Here is a 13,511-nt window from a genome sequence, read left to right on the forward strand (position 1 = left end):
GGTTACTCGAAGACTTGCTTGAAGCGGCGCTCGGCCAGCTTGCTGCAACCCAGGATGATGACCAGGTTGGCAACCAGCAGGAGCATCGCGATGGCGGCGCCAAGGGGCCAGTTGAGGGTGCCGAGGAACTCGTCGTAGGCCGCCGTCGCCACTACTTTCAATCGGCGCCCGCCAATGATCGCCGGGGTGGCGAACGCAGACGCCGCCAGGGCGAAGACGATGATCGAGCCCGAGAGAACGCCGGGCATGATCTGCGGCAGGATGATCCGGCGAAACACAGTGAGCCGCGAGGCCCCCAGTGACAACGCGGCCCACTCCACTTGCAGGTCCAGGCGCTGCAGGGTCGCCCACACCGCGATCACCATGAACGGCACCAGCACGTGGGTCAGGGCAATGACCACGCCGAACTGGGTGAACAGCATCTTCACCGGCTGCTCTGTGATACCCAGCGCTTGCAACGCCTCGTTGATCAGCCCGTTGTTACCCAGCAGGATCGCCCAGCCGAGGGTGCGCACGACCACCGAAATCAGCAGCGGCCCCAGCACCACCAGCAGGAACAGCGAACGCCAGCGCGGGGCCATGCGCGCAATGATGATGGTTTCCGGCACCCCGATCAGCACGCACAGCAGCGTGACCGCCAGCGCCATGGCGCCGGTGCGCTGGAAGATCTCATGGAAGTAACCGTCCTTGAACACCTCCAGGTAATTGCCAACGCTGTAGACCGGCACCACGCCTTCGGTGTCGCTGTACAGGTTGAGCGACAAGACTGCGGTCAATAGCAACGGTGCCAGCAGCAGCGCCACGAATACCAGCAAGGCCGGCCCGCTGAGCAGCCACGGCGCGGCGCCGACGTGTTCGGCATCATACCTGGCCATGGGAGACCTCACGATCAAGCAGGCGCAGGTCATCGTCGGACCAGTCCAGCCCGATTTCGCTGCCCTCATCAGGTGGTGGCGTACCCAGGTTGGGCTGGGTCAGGTGGACCATCCCCAAGTGACTTTCCACCGCGATCAACCAGAGGTTGCCCAGGAACACACGCAAGCGGACACGCCCGTTCAGGCGCCCGCTGCCGACGGGTGTCAGGCGTATCTTTTCCGGGCGGATATAGACGTTGACGTCATTGCCCAGCGAGCGGTCTTCATGGGGCACATGCATCAGCGTGTCCGTGACCAGTACATGGCAGCAGCGTGCATTGCGGGTCTGCACAGCCCCGGCAAAGGCGTTGGTCTTTCCCAGGAACGCCGAGGCAAACGGGGAATGCGGGCGCTCGTAGGCTTCGAACGGTGTATCGATCTGGACGATGCGGCCCTTGTGCATCACGGCGATGCGGTCGCTCATGGTCATGGCTTCGACCTGGTCGTGGGTCACCAGGATCGTGGTGATGCCCAGGCTGCGCTGGATCGCCCGCAGCTCGATGTGCATTTCTTCGCGCAGCTTCGCGTCGAGGTTCGACATGGGCTCATCGAGCAGCAGCAGGTTGGGGCGGATGGCCAGGGCCCGGGCAATCGCCACGCGCTGGCGTTGCCCGCCGGACAATGCCTTGGGGTACCGCTCGCCCAGGCCGCCAAGGCGCACGAGATCCAGCGCCTCCAGGATCCGCTTGCTCCGTTCGGCCTTGGGCACGCCGCGCATCTCCAGGCCAAAACTGATGTTCTGCGCCACGGTCATGTGCGCAAACAAGGCGTAGCTTTGAAAGACGATCCCCAGGCCACGTTGCTCGGGGCGTACATGGGTGATATCGCGCCCATCCAGGACAATGCGCCCTTCGGTTGGCTGCACGAAGCCGGCAATCGACTGCAGGGTGGTGGTCTTGCCGCAGCCGGAGGGGCCGAGCAAGGCGACGAATTCGCCCTTGCGGACTTCCAGGTTCAGGCCATCGATCGCCTTGAAACTGCCATAGGTCTTGACGATACCTTCGAGCGTGAGAAATGCCATTGGCTTGCCACGCAGGCCGGGGCCTGCGTCTCCAGGAGGGATTCGGGAAGGATGAGGCTCGCTTGGCGGTCAGCGCTCGACCGTGCGATTCCAGCGGGTCGTCCACTCGCTGCGCTTCTGGTTGATCGTGTCCCAATCAACCTTGATCAACGCGCTGACTTTCTCTGGGCCGTAAGGCATGCGCGCCGCGATCTCGGGTTCGAGTTTCACCGTCTGGTTGACCGGCGCGAAGCCGTTTTCCCGGGCCTGGATGGCCTGCACTTCCGGCGAGAGCACGTGCTGGATGAATTGCTGCGACAACTCGGGCTGCGCGTTGGGGGTCACGCCGCAGGCCGCGACCTGCAGGGCGATGCCGCCCTCCTTGGGGTAGATGAACTTCAACGGGAAGCCAGTGCCCTGCAATGCCACCGCACGGCCACTGCCGTACACCGCCATCACCACGTCACCGTTCTGCATCATGCCGTCCATCTCGCCTGGAGCCGAGACCCAGGCAAGCACGTTGGGGCCGATTTCGTCCTTCAGCGCCTTGAAGCCGGGGTCGATATCCTTCTCGCCACCGCCACGCAGGCGGGCCATTTCCACCAGGGTGTGCAAGCCGTAGGTGTTGGTGACCGGAGGCATGCCGAGCAGTTGCCTGTAGCGCGGGTTGGTCAGGTCTTCCCAGGAGTCGGGCGGCGCCCAGCCACGTTGCTTGAATGCCTCTTCGTTATAGCCAATGCCCGTGGCGACCACCCCGACCCCCGTCGCTTCCGGGCTCATCCGCGCCAGCGGGTACAGATCCTTGTAGACCGGCGCATCGCTGAGCTTCCCGCACAGGCCCATCTGCAGGGCCTGGTACATCGGCCCGTCATCCATCATCGCCACGTTGATCTGCTGGCGTCCCTTCTGGGCCTGCAGCTTGGCCAGGGTCTCGGTGGAGTTGCCGGCGACATACACCACCTTGACGTCGTGCAGCTTCTCGAAGGCCGGGATGACGCGGGTCTTGTACATCTGCTCGGTCGAGCCGCCGACACCGGCGACATACAGCGTGGGCTGGGCGAATGCGGCAGTGCTCGCGAACCCGGCAAGGGTCAGGGCGACAGCGCTGGCAATACGGGTGAGGGAAGAAAGCGAGGGTGTGACTGAGGTCGAATGATGGCTATTCACAGACTATCTCCGAAGTGCATGGGGCAGATCGAACAATGCGTCAGTCGCTTCGTCGGTCCCGAAGCTCGCATGCACTGGGCATGCTCCCGCCGGATTTCGCGGGGTGGCGCATCTTCAAGTGCGCTATGGCTGTTGCTAGGTTCGAGTATTGCCATGCACTATCCATATGGCAAATACGTATCTCCGGGTTAGTCATTCATATTTGATATGGGGAATCGACGGTGAATCTGAGACAGATCGAAGCGTTCCGCAGTGTCATGCGCCTGGGTTCGATGACCGCAGCGGCGGAAGTGCTGTACACCTCGCAGCCCAATGTCTCCCGGTTGATCGCGCAACTGGAGCTGAGCACGGGCCTGGTATTGTTCAAACGAGCCGGGGTGCGGTTGATTCCTACCCAGCAAGGGCAGGCACTTTTCCAGGAAGTCGAGCGCGCGTATGTCGGCCTGGACAGCCTCAAGCATTCGGCGAAGAACATCCGCAACCTGGGCACCGGCCGCTTGCGGGTAGCGGCGGTGCCCTCCACTGGCATGAGCATATTGCCGCGCGTGCTCAAGGCGTTCACCGAGACAAGGCCTGAGCTCACGGTCTCGTTGCATGTGAACTCCTCGCCCACTGTCGAGCAATGGGTGAAGTCCCAGTACTGTGATATCGGCATCGTCGTGCATCCGGGAGATGTCTCCGGTCAACAGGTCGAATTGCTCGCCCAGACCGCTGCCGTGTGCGTCTTGCCCTGTGCCCACCCGCTTGCTGAACGCGCGCAGATCACCTTCGAAGACCTCGAGGGACAGCGGTTCGTATCGCTGTGCCACGGCGACGGCACCCGGTCCCTGGTGGACGAGCTGTTCGAGCAGGCGGGCGTTGAGCGCGTGATGGCGGTCGAAGCCCAATACAGCGCGATCAACTGCGAGATGGTGGCCCTCGGCATGGGCATCACCCTCGCCCATCCCCTGGTAGCCAGGGATTATGCTCACCGCGACATCGTGATCAAGCCGTTCAAGCCGGACATCCTTTTCCCCACCTACGTGATCTGGCCGACCGCGCAGGCGAGAACGCGGCTTACCGAGGAGTTCGTCGACACGCTCAAGGCGTATTACAACGATCTGTCCAACGCTTTATCGCCCTGAAGCGTCGACAGCGTGACCGGCCAACGTCGCAATCAGCGCCTAAGTCTTCGTGCTTGGACAAATCCCTGCTCGCCCCTTCCCCCATACTGCTCGCCTACCTTCCCTCTGGTGCGAGCTTTCCATGGGCCTGCTAAAAACCGCGCTTGATGAGCGCACCTTCGTCTGCGTCATGGAGTTCGTCCCCAAGCCCTCGGCTGAACGCTTCGCCGCGCTCGAGTCGATCATGGCCCGGACCCATCTGTGTGGCTGGCCGATGACCGTGTCGATCGGCGACCGGGTCGGCGGTCCGCTGGACATGTCGCCGCTGGACGCGTTCAGCAGCTTCGCCCAGAACCAGCCCAGCCTGCCGCATTTTTCCGGCAAGGCGCGCGAACGACAGGACCTGCTGGCCCAGCTGCCGCGCATGGATGCCGCCGGCCTCGACCAGTTGCTGGTCCTCACCGGTGACCGGCTGCCCGGGCATGAGCCGGGCCAGCGGCCCGTGCGCTACCTCGAGTCGGTCGCCGCCCTGCAGATTGTCCGTCAGGCCCGCCCCGACTGGCTGCTCGGCGCTGCACTCAATCCGTTCAAATACCATGAGGAAGACGGCGGCGCGCAATACTTCAAGGCCGAGAAAAAGCTCAACGCCGGTGCAGACTTCATGACCCTGCAACTCGGCTACGACGATCGCAAGCACCTCGAAGCCCTGCAGTGGATGCAACGCCAGCCTGCGCCAAAGCCTCTGATTGCCTGCCTCATGGCCCTGACGCATGGCCGCGCTGGCATGCTCCGGCACGTCGCAGGCGTGACCGTGACCCCATCAATGCACGATGTGCTGGCCGCCGAGCTGGCCGTATCGAAGGCGCATGCCCAGCAACGCAGCCTGCAACGCCTGGCGGTGCAGATCACAGGATTGAAGTTGATGGGGTATGCCGGCGTGCACCTGTCGGGGGTCCATGACCTCGGCCAGTTCGAGGCGCTGGGGCGGGAGATCGAAGCTGCCCAGGCCGAGATAAAGACGCTGGATCAATGGGCATCTGCCTGGGCCGCCAGTTGGCAGATGCCGGGCCTGCCCGCAGTGACGTTCAACCCGCCGGGTGCCAACTGGCGACTGGGGGAGTCACACGTCAGCGCCGGCACCCGGGAAAAGGCTCGCTATTACCTGATGTCCAGCATGCATTCCCTGGTGTTCGACCGCCGAGGCGTGCTGGGCGGCGCGTTTGGCTGGGCAGTGACCCGGCCTGTCTGGTCCACGGCCACCGGCGCGCGCCTGCTGCATGGCCTGGAACGCAGTATCAAGCGGCCGATGGTGGGCTGCGATACCTGCGGCCGCTGCCGGCTGGAGGACACGCTCTACATCTGTCCCGAGACCTGCCCCAAGGGGCTGGCGAACGGTCCCTGCGGCGGCACAGCGCTCAACCGGTGCGAGTTCGGCGACCGCGAGTGTGTGCACAGTGTGAAGTATCGCACTGCCAAAGCCGTGGGCCAAAGCGGTGTGCTGACAGAACGCCTGATCGCCAGCATCGATGTCCATGGCCGTCACCGCAGTTCCTGGCCTGGATGGTTCGACGCCGGCTAGAGTACATTTGTACTCCGAGAGGAAAGACCTGGCCCGCAGAGCAGAGGAGCATTTGACCGACGTTACAGGTAATGATTATCATTGCCCGCCATCAAGTACCGTCCTGCCGACCTCCCCCGCCCGGCATCAGGATTTCCAGACAAGGAAACCGCTGTAAATGTCCTCCAGAGCCAAGGTTCGGCTGCCAGCCCCTTTGATATGCCCTGCGCTTCTCGCCGCACTCGCCCTACCTGTCCCAACGCTGGCCGCAGAAATCGGCACCAGCATCAGCCCGCAGGCGATCACTCTCCCAACCAGTAACATCGACGGTGAGTACGAAGCCGTGCAGGACGGCGGCTTTACCAGCGATGAAGCTCCGCAGATCACCAAGTCAGCCCTGCCCCTGGCGGAAACGCCGCGCAGCGTCAGCGTTGTCAACCGCTCTGTGCTCGACAGCCAGCAGGCACTCAGCCTCGCCGACGCGCTCAACAACGTACCTGGCGTCACGGCCGGACAGTATGGCCGCCGCGGCTGGGACGACTTGATCATCCGTGGCCAGGTCGCGTCCGACTCGCTGTTCCTGGATGGCCTGCGCACGTCGACAAGCAGCCGGGTCGCCGAGCAACCCTCTGGCCTGGAGCGCCTGGAAGTATTGAAAGGGCCTGCCTCCATGGAGTACGGCCTGGTCTTGCCAGGCGGTGTCGTCAACATGGTCAGCAAGCGGCCGACCGCTACGCCCTTTGCCCAGGCCGGCGTGACCTACGGCAGCCATGACTTGCGCCAAGGGACGTTCGATGTCGGCACGCCACTGTCCGAGCAAGGCAAGGCCGCGATCCGGGTCAACGGGCTGCTGTCGGACAGCAATGACGCGACCGACCATGTCTGGTTCAAGAACAACTACATCGCCCCCTCCCTGACGCTCGACTTCGGCGACGATACCGACTTCACCCTGCTGGCCAGTCACCAGGACCGCCAGTACATTCGCCAGCAAGGCCTCCCCTTGAGCGGGTCCGTCAATTCGAACCCCAATGGCAGCGTGTCCCGGGACCTGTTCACCGGCGAGCCCGGCCAAGCCCCCTATCACGCGAGTGAAGACCGGCTTGGCTACACGCTCACTCATCGCTTCGGGGACGGTTGGGCCTTCAACCAGAACCTGCGCTGGCAGGAGTACACCGTAGACGGCCAACTGATAGCCAGCGGCCGGCTCGCCGCCGATAACCGAACCCTCAGCCGAACCGCGCAGCAGCAACACTTCGACGGTGACACGATCAGCTTCGACAACAATGTGCAGAAGTACTTCGAAACCAGTGTTGGCGCGCATGACGTGACGCTTGGCGCCGACTACATGCGCTCCAGGGAAAGTCTCGAGAGCTACACCTGCAGCGTGGGCACGCTGGATATCTACAACCCTGTCTATGGAAGCCCGGTCGTGTGCCCTGGCACCCCCCGCTCCAGGCAGGACACCACCGTTCGCATGCTGGGTGCTTATCTGCGCGACAACTATCAGGTCAATGACCGTCTGCTGGTCACCGCCGGCCTGCGTCGTGACTTCACCGACAGCGATTCCACCAACCTGTTGAACGGCGCACGCAGCAGCAACCCGGCCAATGCCACCACCGGCGCGGCCGCCATCATGTACGAACTTTTCCCGAACGTGCGCCCGTACCTGAGCTTTGCCACCTCGTTCTTCCCCAACACCGGCGTGGACTTTGACGGCCGCACGTTCGAGCCGGAGAAAGGCCGTCAGTGGGAAGCCGGCATCAAGTTCGACCTGGTGCCTGGCAGGACCTGGCTGTCCGTCGCCGCCTTCGATCTTCGACGGCAGAATGTGCTGGAGGATGACCCTGTCAACGATGGATACAGCATCGCCATCGGCGAGCAACGTACGCGCGGCGCCGAGATTGAGCTGCAGTCGGACGTCAATGACCGGTTGAGCCTCATGGCGGGCTACGCCTATACCCATGCGGTGATCACCGACGACGGCGACCAGCAAGCCTCGACGGTAGGAGACCGCCTGAACAACGTACCGCGCCACACCGCCAATGTGTTTGCCCGCTACCGTTTCAACGGATCACCCCTGGGTTGGGAACTCAACGGCGGCATCAACGCCGTCAGCGAGCGCTACACCAACGGCTACTACCTGCCCGGCTACGCGACCGCGAACGTGGGTGTCGCCTATGCCACCCCTCACTGGCGCGTAGCGGTCAACGTCAAGAACCTGTTCGACCAGCACTACTACGCGGGCGGCCTGGCCCAGGCCGTGGCGCTCGGCGATGACCGAACGGCGTTGATGTCGGTGAGTTACCAATATTGAGCCCGGCATGAGCCGACCGGAAAGCTGCATCGAGCAGTCTCAGGGCGTCACCTGATACCCCTTTCCTTGCAGGCAACTCGTATAGGCCGACGCATTCGCCGAGTCCCCTTCCCTGCGTTGCTCGCGACGGTCCTGCCGCTGCCGTGAGCCGCCGACCACAGCGCCGGCGGCCGCGGTTTCCCGGGCTTGGTTCTGGCGGTATTCCTGCTTGACATCATCGTCGACCTGGTCGTAGATCTCGCTGTGCTGGCGCCCTCGAACCTGCGCGCCGGCCGCGCCAGCCGCAGCCCCGGCCGCAGCGCCGCGCAATCGCCCGCCGCCTTTGGACGTATCAGCCTCCGCGCCCTGGCTTTGCGCCATCTGCTGACAGTTGGTGACATCCATCTGGACTTGCTCCGGGCTCTGGCCCTTCATCGGCACGACGGTCTGAGCCCAACCCTGTGCGCAGCACAGGGCCAGGGCAACCGCCAGGCCTGCATTGGACGATGGTTTCATGACGTTCTACCCGCCTGGACAGGAATCAGTAAGCCGCCACCAGGGCGTGCTCATCCGCATCGCATCGCAGAAAGTGTAGTGCATGGCAAGGGACCAACCCGCAGCACCCGACGGTGGGGCAACTCAGCCATACCCCTCTGCTATCCGATAATGATTGCGCCCCTTGCGCTTGGCCTCGTACATCGCATGATCCGCCCGCCCCAGCACGTCCTCTGGCGTCACCACGCCGCCTTGCTCGCGGTAGATGACAATGCCGATACTCGCGCCGATCTTCACGTCCTGCCCTGACAGCTGGAACGGGCTGGACAGGCTGTCGCAGAGTTTCAGGCCGATGGTCTGGGCCGTGGCTTCAGTAACTTCGGACAAGGTCAGCACGACGAACTCGTCGCCTGCAAGACGGATCACCAGGTCGCCTGCGCGCACGACACCCAGCATGCGCCGGGCCGCCGCTTGCAGCAGCATGTCGCCGGTCTCGTGGCCCCATTGATCGTTCACTGACTTGAAGCCATCCAGGTCGATGAAAAACAGCGCGAAGGGTTTCTGCTTGCCCAGCAGATGTACGAGTTCGCGCTGCAGGACCGTGCGGTTGGGCAGGCCGGTCAAGGCATCGATCGATGCCCTGTCGACCAGGGCCTTTTCTGTCTTCTTGCGCTCCGTGACATCCAGCGACATGACGAAGAACCCTTCCACCTTGCCGTGGCGCACGTCGGGTACGTAGCTGGCCCTCCAGATCCTGCTGTCGGTCGAGCTGTAGCGGACGTTATCCGCCTCGACCCGTTGCCCCTGCAGCGCCTGCTGGAAAAACGGCAGCAGTTGCTCATAGACCTCGCCCGGCAGCACATCGCAGACCCGCTTGCCCTGCAGGTAACTCGGGTCCACGCCGAAGATGTCCTTGTACACCGCATTGTTGAACCGGTACTTGAGATCAGGACCGATATGCGAGACCAGCACCGGCAGGTTGTCGGCGATCGCCTGCAGCGTTTCCTGGCTGCGCAGCAGCGCGTGGGTGCGTTCGGCCACCTGCTGCTCCAGCCGGGCCTGGTAGTCTTCGAGCAGAAGCTGGGTGCGCTTGCGCTCGGTGATGTCGCGTATCTGAGCGACCAGGTTCTGCGGAGCGCCGAGATCGTCACGGATCACGGCGATGCTGGTTTCGACCCAGGTCTGCGTGCCTTGCTTGGTAATCAGTCGTCCCTCGACGGTGTAGTGCTTGCGCCGCCCACCGATCAGCTCACGGCGCAGCGCCGATGCACCGTCCATATCCCCAGGATGGATGATCTGCTCAGCGCTCATCAGCACCAGTTCTTCAGGGTTATAGCCCGAGATATCGCAGAACTCGCGGTTGACCTCGAGAAAGCGGCCGTCCAGTTCGAGAATGGCTTCGCCCGACGGAGTCTCACGGAACACTGCGCGAAACTGCGCTTCACTCGAGGTCCGGGCACGGCGTTCGGCTTCTTCGACCACTCGCGCGTCGATCGCCAGGCTACGCTGCATCAGCTCGCGCTCGACGATACGGGCGAGGTCTCGCAGGGCGCGCAACTGTTCATCGCTCAGCATTCGTGGAGCGGTGTCCAATGCGCACAAGGTCCCCACCGTAAGGCCGTCAGCGAAGCGCAGTGGGACACCGGCATAAAACCGGATATGGGGTTTGTCGGTGACCAGGGGGTTGTCGGCAAAGCGCGGGTCGGACTTGGCGTCCGGGATGACCAAGGTTTCCTCGACATGCAGCGCATGCGCACAGAAAGCCATGTCGCGAGGCGTCTCGGCCACGTCCAGGCCCTGGCAGGACTTGAACCACTGGCGGTTCAGGTCCACCAGCGATACCAGCGCGATGGGCACGCCCAGCAGCGTGCGGGTGAGGCGGGTAATCCGGTCGAAGCTCTCTTCCGGGGGCGTATCGAGTATGTTCAGGCTCGCAAGGAAGCAAAGCCTTGCGGCTTCGTTCAGGGGTGGAGGAGCGATCTGCATGAAGGCCTCGTGCGGGTGAGCAGCAATATCCTGCGGGCACCATAGCCACAGTCCAGCAAGTCTGTCAGCCCTTGTTTGGCGCCCTGCTCCGAAAATGCCGTGCAGAGCCATCAAAACGGGCCACCCCTAGGCAGCCCGTCAGACAGCCTCAGTCCTGCAACTGGCTGGCCAGCTGCTTCACTCTCTTCAGATCACCACCGGCAACCTTGGCCACCCCCGCGCCGTACTCGGCATCGGCCTTGTACAAGAACGACAGGATGATGTGCTTGCTCTCGTCGTCGGTCGTGGCCAGGGACTGGCCGAAGCTGTTGATCAGGTCCTGGCGCTCTTTGCTGGAGTAGGAGCGATACAGGTCGCCAGCTTGCTTGAAGTTCTGCTCGCGCTGGATCTTCCTCTGTTGCGTCGTGCCGCTCAAGGGCAGTTCGCTGTAACGCGCCGACTCGGTCGATTCACGCGGATTCAGCCGGCTCGGCTCGTAGTTCACGCCTGTGGTGGTGTGGCCGGTGTTCATGGCACCGTCCTGGTTGCCATTGTTGACGGCCGCTACCGGACGGTTGACGGGCAAGCTCAGGCCATTGGCACCGATGCGGTACATCTGGGTATCGGCATAGGCGAACAGGCGCCCTTGCAGCAAGCGGTCTTCGGACGGCTCGATGCCCGGCACCACGTTGGACGGCGCCATGGCGACCTGCTCGGTTTCCTGGAAGAAGTTGTCGACGTTCTTGTTCAGGACCATCTGGCCGATCTTGCGCTCCGGTACGTCTGGCCAGATCTTGGTGGCGTCCAGCGGGTCGAAGTCGAACTGGGCCAGCTGCTCAGGCTTGAGTGTCTGGATGTAGAGGTCCCACTTCGGGAAATCGCCCTTCTTGATCGCCGTGACCAGGTCGGTGGTCATGTGCGCGTAGTCCTTGCCCTGCACGTTCTCGACCTGCTTGGGGTCAAGGTTCTTCACGCCTTGCAGGCTCTTCCAGTGGAACTTGACGTAGGTCACCTCGCCCTTGGCATTGACGAACTTGTAGGCGTGGACGCTGTTGCCGTCCATGAAGCGATAGCCAACCGGCGTGCCTTCGTTGGAATAGAGCTGGGTGAGCGTGCGGGTGGCTTCTGGCACATGGCTGAAGAAGTCGAAGCGGCGCGAGTCGTCATCCAGGTTGGTGCGCGGGTCGGGCTTGAAGGCATGGACCATGTCGGGGAACTTGATCGCATCGCGGATGAAGAACGTCGGGAAGTTGTTGCCGACCAGGTCCCAGTTGCCGTCGGCGGTGTAGAACTTGGTGGCGAAGCCGCGTGGGTCGCGCAGGGTCTCGGGCGAGTGGTTGCCATGGACCACCGCGCTGAAGCGCACGAACACCGGCGTGTGGCTGCCAGGGGTGAACACCTTGGCCTGGGTCAGCTCGGAGATATCGGTACTGGCGACGAACTCGCCATGCGCACCGGTACCGCGCGCATGCACAACCCGCTCCGGGATACGCTCACGGTCGAAACGTTGCAGCTTCTGCAGCAACTGCACGTCTTGCACAAGCGCCGGCCCGTTTGCGCCTGCGGTCTGGGAGTTCTGGTTATCACCCACCCGCGCGCCGTTGTCGCGGGTCAACGGATCGGCAAAGGCCACTGACGCGCTCAGCAGGCTGGCCGTCAACAGGCTGAGGGCATAGCCCGAAAAGGTCTTGGTTTTCATGGTCTTTCATTCCCAAATTGCTGTAGTCCAGCAGGATTGGAAATGCTAATGATTCCCTTGGCGACAACCCAATAGGGAATGCTTACTGCGCCAATGCGTTTTTCCTATTGTTTCATGGAGTTACAAGATATTCCTGACATCACGCATTGGAAATTCGACTGACACTGGTGATTTCTCCACTCCAGATCATCTCGAAATGCGCGTTCTGGATGACCGAGCTCACGTGCCGTGGCGTCAGCAGCGCCCAGCAGTGATTGCCGGGCGAGCGAACCGAGTTGTACCGCAACCCTTCGCACCCCTCTTGCCTGGCGGCGCGGCCCAGCACGTGCGACTGGCTGTAGTCGTCGGCCGCATAGACAGGATCGGAAAGCGGTACCCCGGTGGCGTCCCGGCTGCCGGTTTCGGAAAAGCGGCAGCTCAACCCCCGGAACACGAAACGGTCATAGCTCAGGCCGGCCACATTGGCCCAATACTGCTGCTGGTGATGACGCACCTCGGCGATCGCCGTTTCCAGGATGTCGGCAAGATAGAGCACACCGTAACTGCCGTCGCTGAAGCGCGAACCCGCCGGATTGATGTGGGTGAACGGCGCGGTGGCGTAAGAGCATCCGGGAATGCCAAACGGGATCTCGGCCAGCGGGATCAGCTCGAGGCGTCCGACCTCGTTCTGCAACCGTGGGTTGGTCAGCGCCTGGATCTGGTACAACGCCTGGAACTCGGACGCATCCGCCACATCATTGAACAGGTCGATCGGTGGAAACTTGGAGTTCACCAGGCGATAGCCGCGCCGCTCTTCTCCCTCCAGCGCAGGCAGCGTGCTCAGCGCTACCACTGCGCGCCCCGCAGCGAGTCGATCCGCCGAAAGGTTTCGTACAACGAGACCATGTCTCCCTGGGCCATGACGTCCAGCGGTTTGCGGCCGTTGAAGAAGGCATTGCGGTTTTCCATCGCCGGAAAGCCGTAGGCGTTTTCAGGATTGTCGAAGAGTGTGCGCAGCGCGGCATGGATGTTCAGCACGAAGCTGATGCGGTGCATCTGGTCCTGGTCGAGACTGACCGACCACTGGGCGTCGCTCTGCCTGGCCCGGGTACAGGTGCTGCGCGAGACCCGCAGGATCTTGCAGGCCTGTTCGGTGGTGGCTTTCCACTTGTCCAGTATCCGCAGCGCAGCGCGCAGGCCGGCTACACACTGGGCTCTGGTCAGTTGCTCTGGATGAAGAACGGCCGACATGATGCTACCTCGCTGAATCTACAGACTCAAATATTAGACTAAATGCATCTACTGACGCAAACGCGGTACATCGGGAGCGATTCCTGG

11 protein-coding genes are annotated in these 13,511 nt (G+C 62.8%); 3 read left to right on the top strand and 8 right to left on the bottom strand.

Going from position 1 to position 13,511, the window contains the following annotated elements; all coding sequences use genetic code 11:
* Positions 1-2: 2 nt before the first annotated feature.
* The 3 genes from AC0ZZU_RS06670 to AC0ZZU_RS06680 all read right to left on the bottom strand — a co-directional run bounded on the left by AC0ZZU_RS06670 (position 3) and on the right by AC0ZZU_RS06680 (position 3,081).
* Complete coding sequence (locus tag AC0ZZU_RS06670; protein WP_476339727.1) at positions 3-875, bottom strand: ABC transporter permease; 873 nt, start codon at positions 873-875, stop codon at positions 3-5.
* Positions 862-1,935, bottom strand: a complete 1,074-nt coding sequence (locus tag AC0ZZU_RS06675; protein ID WP_476339728.1) for an ABC transporter ATP-binding protein — start codon at positions 1,933-1,935, stop codon at positions 862-864. Before AC0ZZU_RS06675 ends, AC0ZZU_RS06670 begins: the two co-directional genes overlap by 14 nt.
* A 69-nt stretch (positions 1,936-2,004) precedes the next feature.
* Positions 2,005-3,081, bottom strand: a complete 1,077-nt coding sequence (locus AC0ZZU_RS06680; protein ID WP_476339729.1) for an ABC transporter substrate-binding protein — start codon at positions 3,079-3,081, stop codon at positions 2,005-2,007.
* 221 nt (positions 3,082-3,302) lie between these two features.
* Between AC0ZZU_RS06680 and AC0ZZU_RS06685 the strand changes: the two genes are divergently transcribed.
* From AC0ZZU_RS06685 to AC0ZZU_RS06695, 3 genes are all read left to right on the top strand, one after another.
* Positions 3,303-4,205, top strand: coding sequence for a LysR substrate-binding domain-containing protein (locus tag AC0ZZU_RS06685; RefSeq protein WP_476339730.1), 903 nt, complete (start codon positions 3,303-3,305; stop codon positions 4,203-4,205).
* 121 nt (positions 4,206-4,326) lie between these two features.
* A complete protein-coding gene (locus AC0ZZU_RS06690) occupies positions 4,327-5,763 on the top strand; it encodes a methylenetetrahydrofolate reductase C-terminal domain-containing protein (RefSeq protein ID WP_476339731.1) in 1,437 nt (478 codons plus the stop codon).
* Between the two features lie 157 nt (positions 5,764-5,920).
* Positions 5,921-8,056 carry a TonB-dependent siderophore receptor gene (locus tag AC0ZZU_RS06695; protein WP_476339732.1) on the top strand — a complete coding sequence of 712 codons (2,136 nt, stop codon included), beginning with the start codon at positions 5,921-5,923 and terminating at the stop codon, positions 8,054-8,056.
* A gap of 39 nt (positions 8,057-8,095) precedes the next feature.
* Here the strand turns inward: AC0ZZU_RS06695 and AC0ZZU_RS06700 are convergent, their stop codons facing one another.
* From AC0ZZU_RS06700 to AC0ZZU_RS06720, 5 genes are all read right to left on the bottom strand, one after another.
* Entirely contained in the window at positions 8,096-8,551 is a 456-nt protein-coding gene (locus tag AC0ZZU_RS06700; RefSeq protein WP_476339733.1) for a hypothetical protein, read from the bottom strand.
* Between the two features lie 123 nt (positions 8,552-8,674).
* Positions 8,675-10,516 carry a bifunctional diguanylate cyclase/phosphodiesterase gene (locus tag AC0ZZU_RS06705; protein ID WP_476339734.1) on the bottom strand — a complete coding sequence of 614 codons (1,842 nt, stop codon included), beginning with the start codon at positions 10,514-10,516 and terminating at the stop codon, positions 8,675-8,677.
* 148 nt (positions 10,517-10,664) lie between these two features.
* Entirely contained in the window at positions 10,665-12,194 is a 1,530-nt protein-coding gene (gene katB / locus AC0ZZU_RS06710) for a catalase KatB (protein WP_476339735.1), read from the bottom strand.
* Between the two features lie 139 nt (positions 12,195-12,333).
* Positions 12,334-13,026 carry an RES family NAD+ phosphorylase gene (locus AC0ZZU_RS06715; RefSeq protein WP_476339736.1) on the bottom strand — a complete coding sequence of 231 codons (693 nt, stop codon included), beginning with the start codon at positions 13,024-13,026 and terminating at the stop codon, positions 12,334-12,336.
* Positions 13,020-13,424, bottom strand: a complete 405-nt coding sequence (locus AC0ZZU_RS06720; RefSeq protein ID WP_476339737.1) for an antitoxin Xre-like helix-turn-helix domain-containing protein — start codon at positions 13,422-13,424, stop codon at positions 13,020-13,022. The genes AC0ZZU_RS06715 and AC0ZZU_RS06720 overlap by 7 nt, the downstream gene beginning before the upstream one ends.
* Between the last annotated feature and the right edge of the window lie 87 nt (positions 13,425-13,511).

It is taken from the genome of Pseudomonas sp. JE3303 (assembly GCF_056312565.1).